At 74.7% G+C, this 18,984-nt stretch carries 13 protein-coding genes; 7 read left to right on the top strand and 6 right to left on the bottom strand.

Translation table 11 applies throughout. The features are described from left to right. The first annotated feature begins 239 nt into the window (after positions 1-239). Both ACIQ9P_RS35140 and ACIQ9P_RS35135 read left to right on the top strand, forming a co-directional pair. Positions 240-4,283: a DNRLRE domain-containing protein gene (locus tag ACIQ9P_RS35140; RefSeq protein WP_402365514.1), complete on the top strand. Its 4,044-nt coding sequence runs from the start codon at positions 240-242 to the stop codon at positions 4,281-4,283. Continuing rightward, on the top strand, positions 4,283-4,819 hold the full coding sequence (locus ACIQ9P_RS35135; RefSeq protein ID WP_402365512.1) for a hypothetical protein: 537 nt from the start codon (positions 4,283-4,285) through the stop codon (positions 4,817-4,819). The genes ACIQ9P_RS35140 and ACIQ9P_RS35135 overlap by 1 nt, the downstream gene beginning before the upstream one ends. Positions 4,820-4,902: 83 nt before the next feature. On the opposite strand, the gene ACIQ9P_RS35130 is transcribed toward ACIQ9P_RS35135, so the two are convergent. Together ACIQ9P_RS35130 and ACIQ9P_RS35125 are read right to left on the bottom strand one after the other, a co-directional pair. Continuing rightward, positions 4,903-6,297: a GntP family permease gene (locus tag ACIQ9P_RS35130; RefSeq protein ID WP_402365511.1), complete on the bottom strand. Its 1,395-nt coding sequence runs from the start codon at positions 6,295-6,297 to the stop codon at positions 4,903-4,905. Further along, complete coding sequence (locus ACIQ9P_RS35125; RefSeq protein WP_402365509.1) at positions 6,294-6,848, bottom strand: gluconokinase; 555 nt, start codon at positions 6,846-6,848, stop codon at positions 6,294-6,296. The genes ACIQ9P_RS35130 and ACIQ9P_RS35125 overlap by 4 nt, the downstream gene beginning before the upstream one ends. Before the next feature lie 170 nt (positions 6,849-7,018). Between ACIQ9P_RS35125 and ACIQ9P_RS35120 the strand changes: the two genes are divergently transcribed. Both ACIQ9P_RS35120 and ACIQ9P_RS35115 read left to right on the top strand, forming a co-directional pair. Then, on the top strand, positions 7,019-7,714 hold the full coding sequence (locus tag ACIQ9P_RS35120; RefSeq protein WP_402365507.1) for a FadR/GntR family transcriptional regulator: 696 nt from the start codon (positions 7,019-7,021) through the stop codon (positions 7,712-7,714). A gap of 200 nt (positions 7,715-7,914) precedes the next feature. Then, the gene (locus tag ACIQ9P_RS35115) at positions 7,915-8,427 is read left to right on the top strand and encodes a hypothetical protein (RefSeq protein WP_402365505.1); all 513 of its coding nucleotides are present in this window, start codon (positions 7,915-7,917) and stop codon (positions 8,425-8,427) included. Here the strand turns inward: ACIQ9P_RS35115 and ACIQ9P_RS35110 are convergent. The 4 genes from ACIQ9P_RS35110 to ACIQ9P_RS35095 all read right to left on the bottom strand — a co-directional run bounded on the left by ACIQ9P_RS35110 (position 8,403) and on the right by ACIQ9P_RS35095 (position 16,403). Continuing rightward, complete coding sequence (locus tag ACIQ9P_RS35110) at positions 8,403-9,167, bottom strand: phosphodiesterase (protein ID WP_402365503.1); 765 nt, start codon at positions 9,165-9,167, stop codon at positions 8,403-8,405. The two genes, ACIQ9P_RS35115 and ACIQ9P_RS35110, sit on opposite strands and share 25 nt — an antisense overlap. A 19-nt stretch (positions 9,168-9,186) precedes the next feature. Continuing rightward, positions 9,187-13,767 carry a hypothetical protein gene (locus tag ACIQ9P_RS35105; RefSeq protein WP_402365501.1) on the bottom strand — a complete coding sequence of 1,527 codons (4,581 nt, stop codon included), beginning with the start codon at positions 13,765-13,767 and terminating at the stop codon, positions 9,187-9,189. A 74-nt stretch (positions 13,768-13,841) separates the two neighbouring features. Beyond that, the gene (locus ACIQ9P_RS35100; protein WP_030396861.1) at positions 13,842-14,717 is read right to left on the bottom strand and encodes a hypothetical protein; all 876 of its coding nucleotides are present in this window, start codon (positions 14,715-14,717) and stop codon (positions 13,842-13,844) included. Between the two features lie 150 nt (positions 14,718-14,867). Next, positions 14,868-16,403, bottom strand: a complete 1,536-nt coding sequence (locus ACIQ9P_RS35095) for a hypothetical protein (RefSeq protein ID WP_402365543.1) — start codon at positions 16,401-16,403, stop codon at positions 14,868-14,870. Positions 16,404-16,564: 161 nt separating this feature from the next. On the opposite strand from ACIQ9P_RS35095, the gene ACIQ9P_RS35090 reads away from it, so the two are divergent. The 3 genes from ACIQ9P_RS35090 to ACIQ9P_RS35080 all read left to right on the top strand — a co-directional run bounded on the left by ACIQ9P_RS35090 (position 16,565) and on the right by ACIQ9P_RS35080 (position 18,972). Continuing rightward, a complete protein-coding gene (locus tag ACIQ9P_RS35090) occupies positions 16,565-17,338 on the top strand; it encodes an IPT/TIG domain-containing protein (protein WP_402365499.1) in 774 nt (257 codons plus the stop codon). 182 nt (positions 17,339-17,520) lie between these two features. After that, positions 17,521-18,123, top strand: a complete 603-nt coding sequence (locus ACIQ9P_RS35085) for a hypothetical protein (protein WP_402365497.1) — start codon at positions 17,521-17,523, stop codon at positions 18,121-18,123. Between the two features lie 72 nt (positions 18,124-18,195). Then, positions 18,196-18,972: a LamB/YcsF family protein gene (locus ACIQ9P_RS35080; RefSeq protein ID WP_402365495.1), complete on the top strand. Its 777-nt coding sequence runs from the start codon at positions 18,196-18,198 to the stop codon at positions 18,970-18,972. Positions 18,973-18,984: the final 12 nt, after the last annotated feature.

The raw sequence follows: 18,984 nt of genomic DNA, 5'->3' as shown, positions 1-18,984 counted from the left end.
AGGGCGGGCACCCCAGAGCGGGGGTGCCCGCCCTCCGGCATGTGCGCCGACCTGCGGAATTACCCGGTGCCGGAGAGGTTCACCGGAGTTGGTATCGATCGGATCACCATTCCCAGGAAATTCCCAGACATTGGTAGCTTTTGTCCGATCAATATCCTATTTGTCATGATCATCCTGCCATTTGATCTTGCCTATGCTCCCGCCATCACTCTTGCTCAAGAGTGGGTCAAGGAGCCCCCATGAACACCCCAAGACGGACCCTCACCGGTCCGTTCGCCGTCGCGCTGGCGCTGACGCTGGCCGCCGGTTCACCGGTCGCCTTCGCCGCCGAGCCGCAGGCCAAGCCCGCCCCCGGCAAGGCCCCCGCCGCCCCCGCGCTCGACCCCGGGCTGAGCATCGGCACCGCCCGGGCCGTCGCACAGAAGACCGGCAAGCGCGTCGAGGCCGTCTCCGAGCGCGACGAGACCTCCACCACCTGGGCCAACCCGGACGGCACCCTCACCACCGAACTGTCGGCCGGCCCGGTGCGCTTCCTGCGCGAGGGCAAGTGGGCCGACGTCGACCTCACCCTGAAGACCGCCGCCGACGGCTCGGTGGCACCCGCCGCCCACCCCAACGGCCTCAAGCTGGCCGGCGCGGGCGGCAAGCGCCCCCGCTCGCTGGCCGAGTCCAAGGCCCTCCAGGCGGCGCCGGCCGGCACGGAGGCAGCCGGCACCGACGCGGCCCGCACCCTCGTCTCGCTCGGCTCCGGCGACGACCAGCTCGCGCTGGAGTGGCGCGGCGGCCTGCCCAGGCCCGAGCTGAACGGCACCCGGGCCACCTACCGGGACGCCATCGGCGACGGCGCCGGCGACCTCGTCGTCGAGGCCACCCGCACCGGCTTCGAGCAGTTCGTGACGCTCAAGCAGCGGCCGGCCACCGGCGGCTACAGCTACACCATGCCGCTGCGCGCCAAGGGCACCAGGGCCGAGGCGCAGCCGGACGGCAGCGTGCTGTTCACCGACCGGAAGAACGGCCAGAAGCGCGCCGTGCTGCCCGCCCCGGTGATGTGGGACGCCACCACCGCGCCCGGTTCGAGCGAGCACCCCCGGCAGGCCCGGGTCGGCCTGGAGGTCGTCCAGCGCGGCGACACCGTCGATCTGGTCTTCACCCCGGACGCGGCCTTCCTCGCCGACCCGGCCACCGTCTACCCGGTGACCGTCGACCCGGCCACCGCCGGTCTCGGCAACGCCTTCGACACCCGGGTGCAGAAGGGCGAGACGGTCGACTGGTCGGCCGACACCGAGATCTACTGGGGCAACTCCGGCACCAAGAACGCCGACGGCAGCTCCCGCGAGGCCCGTTCCTTCATCAACTGGAACACCGCCGGCATCGCCGACGCCCTGGTCTCCAGCGCGACCCTGTCGCTGTACAACTTCCACTCCGGCAACAGCGACTGCCAGCCGTACACCTGGGAGGTCTGGGACACCGGACTGGCGTCCACCGCCTCCCGCTGGACCGCCCAGCCGGCCTGGAAGGCCAAGAAGGGCAGCTCCACCGAGACCAAGGGCCGCGACGCCTGCGGCGGCGACGGCTGGATCAACGCCAACGTCACCGACCTGGTGCAGACCTGGGCCTCGGCCAAGAACACCACCTCCGGCATGGGCCTGCGCGCGCCCGACGAGGTGTCGACAAAGTACTGGAAGGAGGTGAACTCCGCCAACGCCGCGACCAACGTGCCCAAGCTGACGGTGAACTACAACTACCGCCCGCGCACCGGCACCAAGCAGCAGGCCGGCCCGCCGTTCCTCCAGGACGGCACCGGCACCTGGCGGGTCGACACCGCCACCCCGGTGCTCCGCGACACCTTCGTCGACCCCGACGGCGACAAGGTCACCGGCACCTTCCAGCTGGTCGACGCCATCTCCGGGGCCCAGGTGGGCGCCGTCAACGTCTCCGGCTACGTGCCCAGCGGCACCCCCTCCGAGGTGACCGTCCCGGCCGGGCTGCTGGAGTACGGGCACACCTACCGGTTCCGCAGCTCGCCCTACGACGGACTGCACTACAACCTGAACTGGTCCCCCTGGGTGACCTTCAGCGTCAGCCCGCTGCCGGACGTGCCGAGCGCGCTGCAGACCGGCGCCCAGGAGACCCTGACGCCGCTGCTCTCGGCCGTCTCCACCAGCCCCGACCAGGCCCGGGTCAGGACCGAGTTCGTCCTGAAGAACTCCGCCGGTACCCCGCTGCCGACCAGCCTGCCGTCCACCTCCGCCGAGAGCGGCGCCCGCGCCACGGTCCAGGTTCCCGAGGGGGCGCTCACCGACGGTGGCGCCTACCGCTGGGCCGCCCGGGCCTGCACCCCGGTGGGCTGCTCCGCCTGGACGGCCGACCAGGAGCTGAACGTGCGCGTCCAGGCTCCCCCGGCCCCACCCGTCCCGGTCACGCTGACCGTGGGCGACACCTCCCTCGCCTCGGCCTCGGTCGCCACCGCGGGCACCGGCTGCGACACGGGTGCCTGCCCGGCCCCCGACGCGTCCGTCCTTCGGGTCGGCACCTTCGACGGCACCTCCTGGTCCGGCTGGCTCAAGCCCGATCTGACCGCGCTCCCGAGGGGCGCCCGGATCACGGCCGCCAAGCTGGAGCTCACCCGGTCGGACTGCGCGGCCGACTGTCCGGCGGCCACCGCCGACGTGTTCCAGCTCGGCAGCGAGTGGACCCCCGGCCAGACCGGCGCCCAGCTCGTGTCGGCGTCCGGCAACGAGAGCTACGCGAGCGCCACGGGCCTCGCCGACCTCGACCTGGCGTCGGTGCTCCAGTCCTGGACCGACCGGGGCCTGCCCTACGGCATCGCCCTGCGCCCGGCCGCCGGTTCGGCCCCCGCGGCCTACCACGGGGCCGGCGCCGCGGACCAGTCCAAGCGGCCCCGGCTGAGGATCGACTACCTCACGCCGACCGCGCCCGCCGCTCCCCAGCAGCTCTCCGTCAGCATCGGTGACGCCGGCCTGGTGGGCGGCTGGAGCAGCCCGGTGGACCACGGTGCCAGCGAGGACCTGTACTACACCGTCAAGGTCGAGGCGCAGGACACCGGCGCCGTCGTCAAGCAGTTCACCACCGCCGAGACCCGCGCGGTGGCGGCCGGCCTGGACAACACCCGCGGCTACCGGCTCGTGGTGACGTCGAACAACTCGTTCGGCGCCAGCCCCGCGACGGTCTCCGGCTACACCCGGGGCAAGCCCGCCGTCGGCGGCAGTGACCTCTACCGCGGCTTCGTGCAGGAGTACCTGGACGCCCGCAACAAGGTGCGCGTCACCGCCGGGGCGACGGTGCCCGACGCCGCGGCGCTGGCCGCGCACGGCACGGCCTTCGTCGACCTCCTGGCCACCCAGGAGGACGCCGTGGTCGGCAGCCGCGAGGGCCTGGCGACCCAGAGCCAGACCTATGTGGCGGCCGCGTCGACGCTGTCCGACGTCGTGGTCGACCAGCAGAACCCCGCCAAGGTCGTGGTCCGGGCGACGGTCAAGGAGGTCACCCAGATCCGCGAGGCCGGGATGGACACCCCGAGCGAGAACATCGCCAACCGCCGCTTCGAGTTCACCGTCAACGGCGGTGCCGTGAAGCTCGTCTCGGAGGCCGACGACAACTCGGCCGAGCAGAAGCTCGGTTCCTCCGCCGCCGCGGCGGCGCAGGTCGACGTCACGGGAGCGGACCAGACGCCCGCCCCCACCACCGGCGACATCCCGCTCGGAACCGACGGCTTCCCGGTGCCGGAGCCGGCCGCTCCGGCCGCACCGGCCGGCGTGACCACCGCGAGCTACGCGAACGTGAACGGCAACGGCACCGCGGACTGGGCACGGCGCAACATCGGGGTCCGCCGCGAGTACAACCAGGACTGCACCAACTTCGTCTCCAAGGCGCTGTACCACGGCGGCGGAATGCGGACCCGGCAGGGCAACCGCACCCGGGACTACGCCTGGTGGGACCAGGGCTACTTCCTGTGGAAGCCCTTCAAGAGCTACACCTGGTCCGCCGCGCAGAACCTCTACAATCACCTGACCGGCTACCGCTGGACCCAGTCGATCATGAGCGTGCACTCCGCCAAGCCCGGCGACCTGGTGTTCTTCAAGTGGTACAGCGACCGCGGGATCAACCACGCCGCCGTCGTGGTCAGTTACGGACGGAAGATGGAACTGCGCCAGCACGGACTGACCGACCAGACCACGCTCTACGACGCCCTGGCCCGCCAGCGCCGCTCCGGCACCCCGGTCGAGCGGTTCTGGATCGTCCGACCGCTGGGCAGCTCCTGATGGCCCGCCGGTGGAGGGCGACGACCGCCGCCGCCCTCGCGGGCGCCGTCACCGCCTCCGCGATCACCGCTTGGTGGCTCGCCGGCGACGACGGGCTGCGGTACGCCGACGACTACGCGGCCCACGAGCCGCTGAGGGTCGTCGGCTACCCCTCCACCGGCAGCCTGCGGCTCACCCAGGAGGTGGTGTGGCGGCTCGCCGACGGCTCGCGGAACGGGCTGGCGGCGCTGGCCACCTCCGACGGGTCGGCCGCCGAGGCCGACACCACCGCGGCGAACTGGGTCCGGAGCTTCCAGCAGGGAGCGCAGGGCCCGGTCACCGCCGAGTTCCACGGCGAGGGCTCGGTCCGGCAGTCCGTGGTGCTCTACTTCGAGCGCAGCGGGCAGGTCAAGCAGCTCAAGCTGCGGCTCGACGGCAACGGCGGCGCGGACGGCTGGCGGATCCTGCTGCGGGAGACCGATCCGCAGGAGGCCGCGGCCCCGCCCACCTGGGCGCCGGCGACGCCCGGCGGCACGCTGCCGCCGGGCGTGCGGTGAATCCGCCGGAACCGGGCTGAACGACGGAAAGGGCGGGCGCTCCCCCGGGGGAGCGCCCGCCCTTTCCGTGTCCCTGGACCCGGCTAGACGATCAGGCTGAGCGGCATGATCAGGGCGATCGCGACCACCGAGATCACCGTCTCCATCACCGACCAGGACTTCAGGGTCTGGCCGACGCTCATCCCGAAGTACTCCTTCACCAGCCAGAAGCCGGCGTCGTTGACGTGCGACAGGAACAGCGAGCCGGCGCCGATGGCGAGCACCAGCAGGGCCGCGTGGGTGGACGACATGTCGGCCGCCAGCGGCGCCACGATGCCGGCCGCGGTGATGGTGGCGACCGTCGCCGAACCGGTGGCGAGCCGGATCAGCACCGCGATCAGCCAGCCCAGCAGCAGCGCCGGGATGTGCCACTTCGACGACCAGTCGCTGACCGCGGTACCCACGCCGACGTCGATCAGGGTCTGCTTGAAGCCGCCGCCCGCGCCGACGATGAAGACGATGCCGGCGATCGGGCCGAGCGAGGAACCGACGGTCTCCGAGATCCGGGCCCTGTCGAAGCCGGCCGCCCGGCCCAGGGTCAGCATGCCGAGCAGGGTCGCGGCGAGCAGCGCGATCAGCGGGGAGCCGACGAAGTCGAACACCCGCTGCGGCAGCGCCTTCGGGTCGTCGACCACGACGTCCGCCAGCGCCTTGCCGAGCATCAGCACCACCGGCAGCAGGATGGTGGCCAGCACGGCGCCGAAGGACGGGGTGTGCTCGCGCTCCACCGGCTCCGCCGGGGTCTCGCTCTCCGGGATCTCCAGCGGGCCGACCCAGCGCTCGGCGACCCGGGCGAACAGCGGGCCGGCCACGATCAGGGTCGGGACGGCGATCAGCAGGCCGAGCGCCAGGGTGACGCCGAGGTCGGCCTTGAGCGCGTCGACCGCGACCAGCGGGCCGGGGTGCGGGGGCACCAGGCCGTGCAGTACGGACAGGCCGGCCAGCGCCGGGATGCCGATCCGCATCAGCGGGACGTTGCCGCGCCGGGCCACCAGCAGCACGATCGGGACCAGCAGCACCACGCCGACCTCGAAGAACAGCGGCAGGCCGAGCACGGCCGCGATCAGCGCCATCGCCCAGGGCAGCGCCTTCGTCCGGGACCGGGACAGCACGGTGTCCGCGATGATGTTCGCCCCGCCCGAGTCGGCGAGCAGCTTGCCCAGCATCGCGCCCAGGCCGATCAGCAGGCCGACGCCCGCGACGGTGGCGCCGAAACCGGTGGAGAAGCTGCCGAGCAGCTTGTCGAACGGCGCGCCCGCGACCGCGGCCAGCAGCCCGGAGCCGAGGGTCAGGGCGAGGAAGGGGTGCAGCTTGAGCTTGGTGATCAGCAGCACGATGGCGCCGATGGCGAGCAGCACGGCGAGCAGCAGCCGGCCGTCGCTGTCGGTGTGCGGGAGGACCGGTGGGGCGGCCGCGAGCACGGTGAGGGTGGGGGTCACGCGAGGTCTCCATTGACGGGCCGCAGCAGGGCCGCGGCCTTCTCGACGAGTTCTTCGGGGCTCGGCCCGATGTCCAGGACGGCGCCGCGCTCGTCCGGACCGAGGGGTTCCAGGGCGGCGTACTGCGAGCCGAGCAGGGACGGCGGCATGAAGTGGTCGGTGCGCCGGGCGAGCCGGTCCTCGACCAGTCCGGTCCGGCCGCTGAGGTGCAGGAACCAGGCGTCCGGGCAGGCCGCGCGCAGGATGTCGCGGTAGTGGTGCTTCAGCGCCGAGCAGGTGACGACGCCGCCGGTACCGGCCTCGGCCCGCTCCCCCAGCCAGGCGCCGACGGCGCGCAGCCAGGGCGCGCGGTCGTCGTCGTCCAGCGGGATGCCGGCCGACATCTTGGCGATGTTGGCGGGCGGGTGGAAGTCGTCCGCCTCGGCGAAGGGGAGGCCGAGGCGGTCCGCCAGCAGGCGGGCCAGGGTGGTCTTGCCGACACCGGAGACGCCCATCACCACGACGGCGAGGGGGGCGTGGGGGGTGTCCTGGTTCTCGACGCTGAGAGCCATGAGGTGGTGCTCCTTCGTTGCCTGGCCGCCACTATCGCCTCAAAGGTATGACGTATTCAAGTGCTGGAAACCAAATCGTCATACTTTTGCCGAACGGGTGGACGTGGCGGGAGCACCGGGGCGGCGGGGCCACGGAGGTGGGGACGGGGCCGGACGACTAGGCTGGCCGGATGGAGATCCAGGGGCTGCCCGGCCGACTGCTCGCGGAACTGGGGCCGGCCATCGCGTCCGGGGAGCTCCCCGAGGGCACCGTGCTGCGGGCCGAGGAGCTGGAGGAGCGGTTCGGCGTCTCCCGGACGGTGGTCCGCGAGGCGGTCCGGATCCTGGAGGGGATGCGGCTGGTGGCCTCCCGCCGCCGGGTCGGCATCACCGTGCAGCCCCGGTCGGACTGGGACGTCTTCGATCCGCTGGTGATCCGCTGGCGACTGGCCGGCGCCGACCGCTCCGCGCAGCTGCGTTCGCTCGGCTCGCTGCGGCTGGCCGTGGAGCCCGCCGCGGCGGCGCTCGCCGCGCGGCACGCCACCGACGACGAGCGGCGCCGACTCAGCGCGCTGGCGGTCGAGTTGACCATGACGGCGCGCGCCGCCGACCTCGCGACCTTCCTCCGGCACGACATCGAGTTCCACTCCACCGTGCTGCGGGCCTCGCGCAACGAGATGTTCGCCCATCTCGGGGACACCGTCGGTGCGGTGCTGACCGGCCGGACCGAGTACCATCTGATGCCCCATCAGCCGGAGCCGTACGCGATCCGGCTGCACCGCGAGGTCGCCGAGGCGGTCTGCGCGGGGGACGCCGAACGGGCCGAGCAGGCGATGCGGACCATCGTCGAGGGCGCGCTGACCGAGCTGAACCAGCAACTCGGCTGAGCGCACCGGGGTCCGGCGGACCGTTCGCCGCGGTCCGGGCCGGATCACACGGTTTGGCATCAGTTCGGGGGATTCGCGCGCATAGTCCGGGTACGACGGGGCAGAGTGGAGCGCGAGGGCGTGTGCGCGGCGCCCGCTCCGCTCGTGCTCCGCCGTACCGCCCGCCGCCCGTCCGCCGCTCCGTGCCTGGGGGTCGCCCGATGCCAACCGCCCGCCGTCGCCGCAGGCTTCCCGACGAAGTCCGGACGGCCGTCGTCCGCGCGGTGCTCTGCCTGGCGTTCACGCTGGTGGGCATCGTGCTGGCGGCGCTGTCCTCCTACGCCGACAGCTGGCTGATGACACCGGCGCTGATGGCGATGGGGCTCGGGGTGTTCGGCACGATGTGGTGCCTGCTGGAGATCCTGATCTCGCGCCAGGTCGCCGCCCAGCGGGTCCGCGCGCCGAACTCCGCCTCACCGATGGGCGGCAGCGGCACTCCGGCCGGACCGCCGCAGCACCGGCCCCCGGGCCAGCACCAGGGCCAATATCCGGGCCAGCACGCGGGCCGGCCGCAGCCGCGTCCCCCGGCGCCGCAACCGCCGCAGGCGCAACAGCCGCACCCCCGGCCGCCCTACGCGCAGACCCCGCACCCCCGGCCGCCGGAGCGTCCGGGGACAGCGCCACCCCACCCGGGCGGGCCCGCGCCGCGTCAGGCGGGGGCGACCACCCGGTAGTGGGTGGTCAGCCGGCCGTCGTCGTCCAGCAGATGGAAGGCGATCATCGGCGGCTGGTCGAGGACCAGATCCGCCCGGCCCTCGCAGGGCAGCGGCACAGTGGAGACCACACCCGGCGCGACCAGCAACGGGAGCCCGGCGAACACGGTGGCCGCCGCGGTGTGCGCGTGGCCGCAGAGCAGCGCCCGCACCCGGGGGTGACGGCCCAGCACCTCGGCCAGCCGCTCCTCGCCGAACTGCCGGATCGGGTCCACGTACGGCAGGTGCAGGGTGACCGGCGGGTGATGGAAGGCGACCAGCGCCGGGCGGTCCGCCGGCCCCCCGGCCAGCGTGCGGTCCAGCCAGCCGAGGGTCTCCTCGTCGAGCAGCCCGTCGTGCCGGCCGGGGATCGAGGAGTCCAGCATCAGCACGTCGACCCCGGGCAGCGGGTGGAGCCGGTTCACCGGGCCGCCGGACGGCTCCTCCCCGAGCAGCACCTCGCGGTAGGGCTCGCGGCTGTCGTGGTTGCCGGGGCAGAGCAGCACCGGGTACCGGGAGGTCAGCGTCTTGGCGACCTCCCGGTACTCGGCCGGCCGCCCGTCGTCGGCGAGGTCGCCGGTGACCAGCACGGCGTCCACCGGGCCGGGCAGGGCGTCCACGTACGCCATCACCTGCTCGGCCCGGCGGCGGGCCCGCTCCCCCGCGTCGCCGTGGTGGTCCTGGCCCAGATGGATGTCACTGAAGTGAACGATCGTCAGCATGCCGTCCACCGTAGGCCGGTCAGGACGTGGCGGGAACCTCCGCCGGACGCTTGAACATCCGGGTGGCGGTGATCTCGCCGTGGACGACCGGGCCGTCCGGGTCCTGCGGGGCCGGGAGGCCCGGCCGCAGGTGCTCCTCCACCGAGATGTACTTGAGGCCGGCCCGCAGGTCGGCGTCGTTGCGCAGCCGGATCACCAGCGGGAACTCGGCCAGCGCCGTGGTGTCGAACAGACCGGTGGTGTAGATCAGCTGGACGCCGAGGGCGTCGGCCACCGCGCGCTGGAGCTCCAGCAGGTAGGTGGCGTTGGCCCGGCCGATCGGGTTGTCCAGGAACAGCGTGCCCGCGTGCCGCAGCTGCGACTGGCCCCGGTCGTTGGCGCGCAGCGCGGCCATCGTGCAGTAGAGCGCGATGGCGGCGGTGAGCAGCTGGCCGCCGGAGAACACGTCGGACATCTGGCCGACGCCGACCCGCTCGGCGCGCAGCACCGCGTCGGGCTTGAGGATCTCCACCGAGACGCCCTTGGGGCCGATCGCGGCGCCCACCCCGCGCAGCAGCAGCGACATGCCGTCCCGGCGCAGGTCGCTGTTCTTGCGGACGGCGGCGCGGGTGGCCTCGTCGATGACCTCGCCGAGGCGCTCGACCAGGGTGGCGTGGTCCGGGTCCTCGAAGCGGATCCGGAGGAACTCCTGACCGGACCACTCCCCCAGCCCCTCGGGGAGGCGGGAGAGCCGCTGGGCGGCGCGCAGGGTGGTCAGCGAGGACTCCACCAGTCCGCGCAGCCGGTCGACGATCGAGCCCCGGTTGCGTTCCAGCTGCGCGAGTTCGTCGGTCAGCACCCGCAGCCGGGGGGCGAAGGCGACCGCCCAGTTGGCGGCGTGGTCGGGCAGCGCGGCGGCGGGCAGTTCGCGGATCTGCTGCCGGGCCGGGGTGCGGACGGCCTCGTAGCGGGCCGCGTTGGCGTGCCGGACCAGCCCGTCCGAGGCGTCCCGGACGGCGAGTTCGGCGGCGGACAGCTCACCGGCGGCGGTGCGCAGGGTGCGGCGGGCCTCGGCGGCGGCGGTGCGGGCGTCGGCGAGCTGCCCGAGGTACGGCTCGACGGCCGGGCCGTCCTCCTCCTGCTCGCGCAGGCCGTCGCGGAGCTGCCCGGCGTGCTCGTCGAAGTCGGCGGCGGCGGACTGGGCGGCGTCGAAGGTGCGCTGGAGGTCGGCGGCCGCGGTGCGGGCGGTGTCGACGGCCTCGCGGCGCTCGGCGAGCCGGCCGGTGGCCGTGCGCAGCAGGACCTGGGCGTGCTCGGGGTCGGTGGGGACGAGCTCCTCGGGCAGCTCGGTGTGCGCCTCGCCCTCGACCGGGGCGGAGCGCTCGGCCTCGCCGCGGAGCCGGCCGAGCTGCTCGCTGGCCGAGGCGGCGCGGGTCTCGATGGTGGCGACGAGCTCCTCGGCGCGGGCGGCGGCGGCCTGGCGGGCCGGGCCGTCGGCGCCGTCGGGGCTGCCGAGCAGCTCCTCGGCGCGGGTGCGGACCTTGTTGGTGAGGCGGTCGAGTTCGGTCGCGGCGGCGGCCTCGTCGCCCTCGGCGCGGGCCTGTTCGGCGCGCAGGTCGGCGCCGACGCCGACCTTCTCGTAGAGCTGGGAGGCGGCGCGGTACGCCTCGCGCAGCGCGGGCAGCGCGGCGGGGGTGGTGTCGGCGGGCTCCTCGGACTGCTCGGCGGCGGCGATCTCGGCCCGTTCGCCGCGCAGGGTGCGCGCGGTGCGGCGGGCGTCGTCGGCGGCGCGCTGGGCGGCCCGGCGGTCCTCGTCGCAGGTGCGGGCGCGCTCGGCGCACAGGGTCCGGCGGCGGTCGCACTCGGCGGCGTCCTCGGCGAGTTCGCGCCGGCGGCGGCTCCAGTTGGCGCGCTCGCGCAGGCGGAAGGCGAGGCCGGAGAGGGCGTCGGCGCGGCGGCGGGCGCGCTGGGCGCTCTCCCGGTGCTCCTCGTGGGCGGCGGCCGCGGTGGCGTGGTCGGCCTCGGCCTCGTCGTGGTCGGCGCGCAGGGTGGCCAGGGCGGCGGCGGCCTGCTCGGCGTGCTCGCGGGCGGCCTCGGCGGCGGCGGCGTGCTCGGCGAGGGTGCCGGGCGGGCAGCTGGCGTGCCAGGAGGCGAGCCGGGCCGCGAGCGCGCGGTCGCCGCCGAGGCGGGCGGCGAGTTCGCGGATGTGCTCCTCGCGGGCGGTGGCGCGGGCGCGCAGTTCGCGGCGCTCGTCGTCGGCGGCGGACTCGTCGTGCATGGCCGGGTTCGGCGGTACGAGAAAGAACGCCGGTTCGTCGGTGATCGGGGCGATCATCGAGGCGGCGGCGCCGACGGCGACGGTGGAGCGGGGCAGCAGGGCGGCGGACCCCAGCGCCTCGCGGGCCCGGTCGAGGGAGCTCGGGTCGGTGAGGACCACGCCGTCGACGAGTTCGGGGCGGGCGGCGAGGATCGCCTCGTGGTCGGCCGGGTCGACGGACTGGGCCAGGTAGCGCCAGCCGGGCAGGGCGGGGATGCCGTGCTCGGCGAGGTACTCGACGGTGGCGAGCACGTCCGGTCCGGGCGGCAGCAGGCCGCCGTCGCCGAGCGCGGCGAGGATCCGGGAGTCGTCGGCGGCGACGGTGCGCAGGTCGAACAGGGTGCGTTCGGCGGTCGCGATGGATTCGTCGAGGAGTTCGCGCAGGTACTCGGCGTTGCGGTCGAGGACGGCGGGGGTGAGGAAACCGGCGTCCTCCTCGGCGCCGGACCCGTCCTCGTTCCAGTCGACGGGTGCGGGGGTCAGCGAGAGCAGGTCGGCGAGCCGGGGCTCGGTGGCGAGCAGGGCGGCGGTGCGCTGCTCGGTGGCGAGGGACTGGCCGGCGGCCTTGCGGGCGTCGGTGGCGCGGGCGGCGGCGAGTTCGGCCCGGCCGGTCGCGGCGGCGGCCTCGCGCAGCCGGGCGGCGGCGGTCTCGGCGGCGGTGCGGGCCCGGGCGAGGGCGGCGCCGGCGGCCTTCTCCACGTCGGCGGCGTGCAGGGCGGCCCGGGCCGGGTCGGCGTCGCCGTCGGCGTCGATGAAGCCGGCCTCGACGGCGGCGGCGGTCTCCTGCTCGACCTCGGCGAGGCGCTGGCGCAGGTGCTCGGCCTCGCTGCGGGCCTTCTGGGCCGCGGTGGCGGCCTCGGTGGCGTCGGTCTGGGCCCGGGTGCCGTCGGCCTGGAGTTCCGCGGCGCGCTGCTCCTCGGTGTCGGCGCGGTCCTCGGCGGCGCCGGCGGCGCCTTCCAGGGCGCGGGCCAGGGCGGTGGCGGCGCGGGCGCGGGCGGCGAGCGCGGGCGCGGCGTCCAGTTCGGCCTCGCGGATCGCGGCGGCGACCCTGGTCACCCGGTCGGCGGCGGCGCGGTGCCGCAGCACGGCCTCGGCGGCCTGCCAGGCGGAGTGCAGGGTGCGGGCCTCGGTGAGTTCGCGGCGCAGCCCGGCCGCCTCCGCGGTGGCGGCGGCGAGGGCCAGGGTGGCGTGCCGGTGGGTGAGTTCGGCGGCGATCAGGGTGTGCCGGGTGCGGTCGGTCTCGGCGGCGGTGACGGCGCTCGCCGCGGCGGCGACCTCGATCGCGAGGTCCTCGGCCCGGTCGCGTTCGGCGGCGGCGCGGGAGGCGAGGGCGTGGGCGAGCCGGCGGGTGCGGCGTTCGGCGGTGCGGTGGGACTCGCGGACGGTCTCGCGGGCGGCGGTGGCCTCGGCGATGCGCTCCAGGAGGTCCAGCGAGCCGGCGGTGAAGTCGCGTTCGGCGGTGAGTTCGGAGCGCAGGCCGAGCTTGGCGGCGAAGCCGTGGACGAGGTCGGCGAGGCCGTCGGTGTCCCGGGTGTCGGTGACGGCGCGCAGCAGCAGGTCGGTGAAGTCCTTGTCCTGCTTGACCGCGAACAGACCGGCCGCCTCGCCCTCGTCGGCGTTCATCTCGCGCTGGTAGCGGAAGAGTTCGGGGTCGAGCCCGAGTTCGCCGAGGTGCTCGGTCCAGCGGTCGTGGCCGTCCTCGAAGACCAGGTCGAGGTGCGGGTGGGCCTTGCCGGCCTCGGTGAGGGCGTCGCGGAAGCCCTTCATGGTGCGGCGGCGGCCGCGGGCCTTCTGGTCACCGGCCAGGCTGACCCGCTCGGCGACCGGGAGGGAGTCGAGGGTGAGGCCGGGGCCGGGGCGGAAGGAGTACCAGGTCTCGGCGAACTTCCGCGGGTCGGAGGAGACCTGGCGGCCGCGCCACTCGCTGACCTTGCCGACCACGATCGGCTCGCCGGTGACGGTGTGCTGCCACTCCAGGGCGACGTGGCCGCAGTCGTCGGCGAGCAGGAACTTGCGGAGCACGCCGGAGCTGGCGCCGCCCAGGGTGTTGCGGTGCCCGGGGAGCATGACCGAGAAGATCAGCTTGAGCAGGACGGACTTGCCGCCGCCGTTCTCCAGGAAGAGCACGCCGGCCGGGGCCGGGCGGCGGACCGGGCCGTCGGCCTCCTCGCCGAAGAGTCCGATCTGGCGGGGCGCCGGGTCGACGACGGGCTCGCCGACGCCGCGCAGGTCGAGCACCGTGTCGGCGTAGCGCGCGCCGGCCGGTCCGATCGAGTAGAGGCGGACCCGGTTGAGCTCGTACATGTGCGGCGGTTCTCCAGGAGGCGGGTGGACGGTCGGGCGGGGGCCGGTCCGGTGGGGCCGGGCGGGGCGCGGGGCTAGAGCGAGTGGAACGGCAGTCCGGCGTCGGCGACGAGGTCGTCCCCGGTGTCCGGGGGCAGCAGGGAGGCGCTGCCGTCGGACACCGGCACGATGCCGAGGTCCAGCAGTTCGGCCATGGCGGCGCCGCCGGCCAGGTCGCGGACCTGGAGCTGGTAGCGGGCGGTGGTGCGGTAGGTGCCGCCGGCGTCGTCGGAGACCTTCTGCAGGAAGCCGGAGTCGACCAGGAACAGCACGGCCTTGGCGACGATGCCGATGGTCGAGCCGGAGAGCCGGCGGGCGTCCTTGGTGGCGCCGGTGGCGGTGCGCCGGGCCCAGACCCGCCAGGCGGCCTCCAGGCCGGGGGCGTCGCTCTGCGGGTCGGTGTTGTCGCCGTCGGCGGCGGCCTGCTCCTCCAGGCGGCGGCACGCCTGGCGGACGAAGGCGTCGACGCCGTTGACGGTGATCCGGCCGAGGTAGCCGTCGTCGGAGAGGTCCTCGGGACGGGGGAAGGCCATCGCGGCGACGGCCAGGTGGGCCAGGCCGTGGAGGAAGCGGTCGGTGGACTCGGAGGCGGCGCGGCGCGAGTAGTCGCCCATCCGGACGGCGAAGACGGAGTCCTCGGCGGCGGCGACGGCCATGCCGGCGCGCGGGGAGACCTCCAGGACGACCAGGCCCATGCCGGTGGCGACGGCGTCGGCGAGGCGGGCGAACGGCGGGTCCTCGCGGTGGCGGCGGACGAGTTCGGCGTACTCGGTGTCGCGGGCGGGGAGCAGCTTGGCCTGGAGGCCGAAGGAGACCAGGCGGGCGGCGTCCGCGACGTCGGCCGGGGTGATCGGCGCGGGGGCGGCCGGTTCGGTCTCGGGCGCCCAGGACGTGTCGTGGTGGGTCGTCACGGGCGGTGCTCCTCGGGGGCGTTGCGGTGGTGCGCGGGCGGGTGGTGCGCGGGTGGACGGTTCACTGACGGGTGGTGCGGGGGCGGGCGGTGCGGGGCCGGGCGGTGCGGGGCCGGGTGGTGCGGGGTGCTCCGGGCCCCGGGCCGGCGGTCAGCCGGCGTCCTTGCGGTCGGCGGCCATCCCGGCCGCGTCGAGCAGGGCGCTGCCGACGATCAGATCGGCGCCGCCGAACTCCGGATCGTGCAGCGGGGTGCCGTCGTCGACCGCGAACAGCAGCCGTTCCTCGCCCTGCCGGTAGGCGGTGCCGACCGGCGGGCTCGCCGCGTGCACGGCCAGCAGGGCGACCAGGTAGGGGAGCTCCGGGTCCTGCCCGCGGGCCTCGGCGAGCAGTCCGGAGAGCCGGCGGGGCGCGTCGGCGGGCAGGTCGAGCAGGACCAGCGCGGCCTCCAGCTGGGCCTCGGAAAACCGGCTGTCGTCCGGGGTGGCGACCAGGTCCGGGTCGGGCAGTTCGGCGCCGAGGTGCTCGCGCTCGACGGGCGGGGTGAGCAGCAGGTCGACCAGGTCCGCGACGCGGACCGAGACGGGGGTGCGCAGGCCGGTGCCGCGGCCGAAGAACGCGCCGGTCGGCCGGACGGCCTGCGCTATCGGCAGCCGGAGCACCGGGGCGAGCAGTTGGCCGTAGAGGTCGATGCCGCTGCGGGCGCCGGGGGTGGCGAACGCCTGCCGGTCCTGCTCGGCGCGGAACAGCGGGCCCGCCTCCAGCAGCCGGGTCTGAAGCTGGGTGTGGCGGCGGATGCAGTCCTTGACGATGTCGACCAGCTCGGCGGCGCGGCGCTTGTGCTCCGGGTCCTCGGCCTCGTCGCGGGCCTTGCGGATGTTGGTGAGAATCGCGTTCTCGTGCCGGTAGCGGTCGGCGATGTGGTCGAGCGCCTCGTCGATGAGGTCCGGGATCGCCTGCATCCAGTCGACGGCGCGGACGTTGCGGCGGGTGGCCTCCAGGGCGCGGCGCAGCGTCTCGGCGTACTGGACGGTGCGGTACCGGGCCTGCTCGGCGGCGAGCTGGGCGTCGGCCAGGCGGCCGCGCCGGATCAGCACCTCCAGCTTGACCTCGGCGGCGATCTGGGCGGAGGTGACGTCGGTGTCCAGGGCGCCGACCAGGACGTTGACGGCCTCGTCGGTGGTGCGCAGGTAGACGCCGCCGTCGGGGCCCGGGACCTCCTCGATCAGCTTGAAGTCGTAGTCGCGGCGGACGTACTCGCCGTCGGCGCCGAAGGTGCCGTAGACGGCGCGGAAGCCGCGGTCGACGCTGCCGACGTTGATCAGGGACTCCAGCACCCAGCGGCCGACCCGCTGGTGCTCGGCGGCGGGGCGGCCGGGGGCCTGGGCCGCGACCCGGGGCAGCATCCGGGCCAGCACTATCTCCCGGTCGGCGCCGGTGTCGAAGTCCATGTTGAGGGTGACGAGGTCGATCGCGGCGAGCCCGACCTCGGCCATCGCGTAGCCGCCGTACTCGCCGGCCAGCATCACCTTGCGGTTGTCCAGGTCGTGCAGGGGCGCGGTGCAGGCCAGCGCCTTGAGCCGGCGCGCCAGGCCCTCGTCGGCGGCGGGGCCGGGCGCGGGCCGCGCGGCGGCGACGGCGGGCCCGGCGGGCGGCCGGGGGCCGTGCTCGGTGGGCTGGTCGGCGATGACGGTCACGGTGGACAAGAGTAGAGGCAGCCCCCGACATCGACCGAAACGGACCTTCCGGACAGGCTCCGGGGGCGGGGTCCGTCCAGGCCGTCCGCGATTAGAACTCGCTTTCGACAAAAGCTTCCCGAGGGTCCCCGGACTCGGCCATGATGCTTCGTATGATCACCAGACTGGTTCGAGGCGGCCTCGCCGCCGCACTGGCCGTGACCACCCTCACCGTCGCCACGGCCGCCGTCGCCACGGCCGCCCCCACCGCCGCGGTGACCGCCGTGAGCGGCCCCAACGTCACCGTGACGCAGGCGGGCAACTACCCGATCTTCCCGATCGACAACACCAGCTTCAGCGTCACCTGGAAGTCCACCGGCACCGCCGACGTCACCGGGGTGACCCGGCTGACCGTCGACCTGCCGCCCGGCCTCACCACCACCGGCGCGCTGATGTACTCCACCCCGTACGACTACACCTTCACCCAGACCGTCTCGCCCGACGGCCGCCGGCTGGAGGCCGTGTTCACCGGCACCCGGGCGCCCGGGCGCAGCGACTTCATGAAGGTCCAGGTCAGCTCGCACGGCACCCGGCCGTCCGGGCTGATCACCGTGACGGCGGCCAACAAGGACGACGCCGACCCGTCCGACAACGTCTCCCGCTACCTGCTGGGCAGCGGGCTCCAGGCGCCCGTGACCCCGGCGGCGCCGGCCGTCACCGCGCTCGCGCCGAGCACCGGCCCGGCGGCCGGCGGCACCGCCGTGACGATCACCGGCACCGGCCTGACCAACGGCTTCGCGCTGTTCGGGAACACCCCGGCGAGCGGCAGCTGCACCGACACCGCGTGCGTGGTCACCGCGCCGGCCGGCTCGGGCACCGTCCCGGTCACCCTGGTCACCCCGGGCGGCTCCGCCGCGACGCCGACGGCCTTCACCTACACGCCCTGACCCCGACCCCGTCCGCCCGTCCCGGGCCCGGCACCCACCTCGGGTGCCGGGCCCGCGTGCGTCCGGCCCGCTCCGGAGCATCGCCACCAGAGAGAGTTGAACGCGTTCAATTCGAAGGTCCAGAGTCACCCCCGTGCAGGCGGGAGCAGCCCGACCTGCCTCCTCGTCATGGGTGGACGCAGATGAACGACGCGACCGACAGCGACCGGACGACCCTGCGAAGGGTGCGGCGCCTGCTCCGGGTCTTCGTGGTGTGCCTGGTCCTGAGCGGACTGACGGCCTTCCCCCTGGAGAGCGAGACCCGCTGGCTGGCCGACCTGGCCGCCGGCCCCGGCGCCCCGGTGACCGACCACTTCCCGGCCCTGCTGGAGTGGATCCGCCGGGTCCGGGACGGCATCGCCGAGACCAACGCCCGCCACCCCTTCCTCGCCTACGGCACCGACTGGCTCGCCTTCGCCCACCTGGTGATCGCGGCGGCGTTCGTGGGGCCGCTCAAGGACCCGGTGCGCAACATCTGGGTGATCCGCTGGGCGGTGCTGGCCTGCGCCGGGATCATCCCGCTCGCGCTGATCTGCGGGCCGCTCCGGGGCATCCCGCTGTACTGGCGCTTCATCGACATGTCGTTCGGAGTGGTGGGCGTCGTCCCGCTGCTGATGGTGCTGCGGGCGCTGCGGCCGCTGGCCGAACGGGCCGAGCTCGCCGCGCGGGTGGCCCGGCTCCCCGAGGGGCCCCGGCCGACCGACCCGAGCGGCCCCCACCGCGGGACCGCCCCGACCGCGGGCTGACGGTCGCCGGAGCGGACTCCCCGGGCGCAGGCCCTACCATCTGCCTCAACAGCTGCTGGGAGGCGGACGGGCGTGACCGATGCGGTGATCGATCTCAATGCGGACCTCGGTGAGGGGTTCGGACGCTGGACGCTGACCGACGACGAAGCCCTGCTCTCCGTCGTCACCAGTGCCAACGTCGCCTGCGGATTCCACGCCGGAGACCCGTCCACCATGCGCCGGGTCTGCTCGCTGGCCGCCGAACGCGGAGTCAGGATCGGCGCCCAGGTCTCCTACCGGGACCTCGCCGGCTTCGGCCGCCGGGCCATGGACGTGCCGCCGGAGGAGCTGGCCGACGAGGTCGCCTACCAGATCGGCGCCCTCCAGGTCTTCGCCCGCGCCGCCGGGTCCCGGGTCTCCTACGTCAAGCCGCACGGCGCCCTCTACAACCGGGTGGTCGCCGACCCCGAGCAGGCCGAGGCCGTCGTCGCCGGGATCCTGCGGGCCGGGGCGGTCTGCGACGGACCGCTGCCGGTACTGGGCCTGCCCGGCTCCCGGCTGCTGGCGGTCGCCGAGGACGTCGGACTGCCGGTGGTCACCGAGGCGTTCGCCGACCGCGCCTACACCCGGGCCGGCACCCTCGTCCCGCGCCGCGAACCGGACGCCGTGGTGCACGACCCCGGGACCGTCATCACCCGCGCGGTCGGCATCGCCCGCGACGGCGCCGTGGACGCGGTCGCCGGCGAACGGATCGCCGTCGAGGCGCGTTCGCTCTGCGTCCACGGCGACACCCCCGGCGCGGCCCAGCTCGCCTGGCGCATCCGGGGCGCGCTCGCCTCGGCGGGGGTCCGGGTGGAGGCGTTCGCGTGACGGCCGGCGGCC

The organism is Kitasatospora sp. NPDC094019 (genome assembly GCF_044764505.1).
GTDB lineage: Bacteria > Actinomycetota > Actinomycetes > Streptomycetales > Streptomycetaceae > Kitasatospora.
This window is presented reverse-complemented; position numbering and strand designations above follow the sequence as displayed.

Excerpts from the sequence above, each read along its gene's own strand:
- ACIQ9P_RS35085 (WP_402365497.1), top strand. The coding sequence starts at position 17,521 with ATGAACGACGCGACCGACAGCGACCGGACGACCCTGCGAAGGGTGCGG.
- ACIQ9P_RS35115 (WP_402365505.1), top strand. The coding sequence starts at position 7,915 with ATGCCAACCGCCCGCCGTCGCCGCAGGCTTCCCGACGAAGTCCGGACG.
- ACIQ9P_RS35125 (WP_402365509.1), bottom strand. The coding sequence starts at position 6,848 with ATGGCTCTCAGCGTCGAGAACCAGGACACCCCCCACGCCCCCCTCGCC.
- ACIQ9P_RS35140 (WP_402365514.1), top strand. The coding sequence starts at position 240 with ATGAACACCCCAAGACGGACCCTCACCGGTCCGTTCGCCGTCGCGCTG.
- ACIQ9P_RS35120 (WP_402365507.1), top strand. The coding sequence starts at position 7,019 with ATGGAGATCCAGGGGCTGCCCGGCCGACTGCTCGCGGAACTGGGGCCG.
- ACIQ9P_RS35110 (WP_402365503.1), bottom strand. The coding sequence starts at position 9,167 with ATGCTGACGATCGTTCACTTCAGTGACATCCATCTGGGCCAGGACCAC.
- ACIQ9P_RS35090 (WP_402365499.1), top strand. The coding sequence starts at position 16,565 with ATGATCACCAGACTGGTTCGAGGCGGCCTCGCCGCCGCACTGGCCGTG.
- ACIQ9P_RS35105 (WP_402365501.1), bottom strand. The coding sequence starts at position 13,767 with ATGTACGAGCTCAACCGGGTCCGCCTCTACTCGATCGGACCGGCCGGC.
- ACIQ9P_RS35135 (WP_402365512.1), top strand. The coding sequence starts at position 4,283 with ATGGCCCGCCGGTGGAGGGCGACGACCGCCGCCGCCCTCGCGGGCGCC.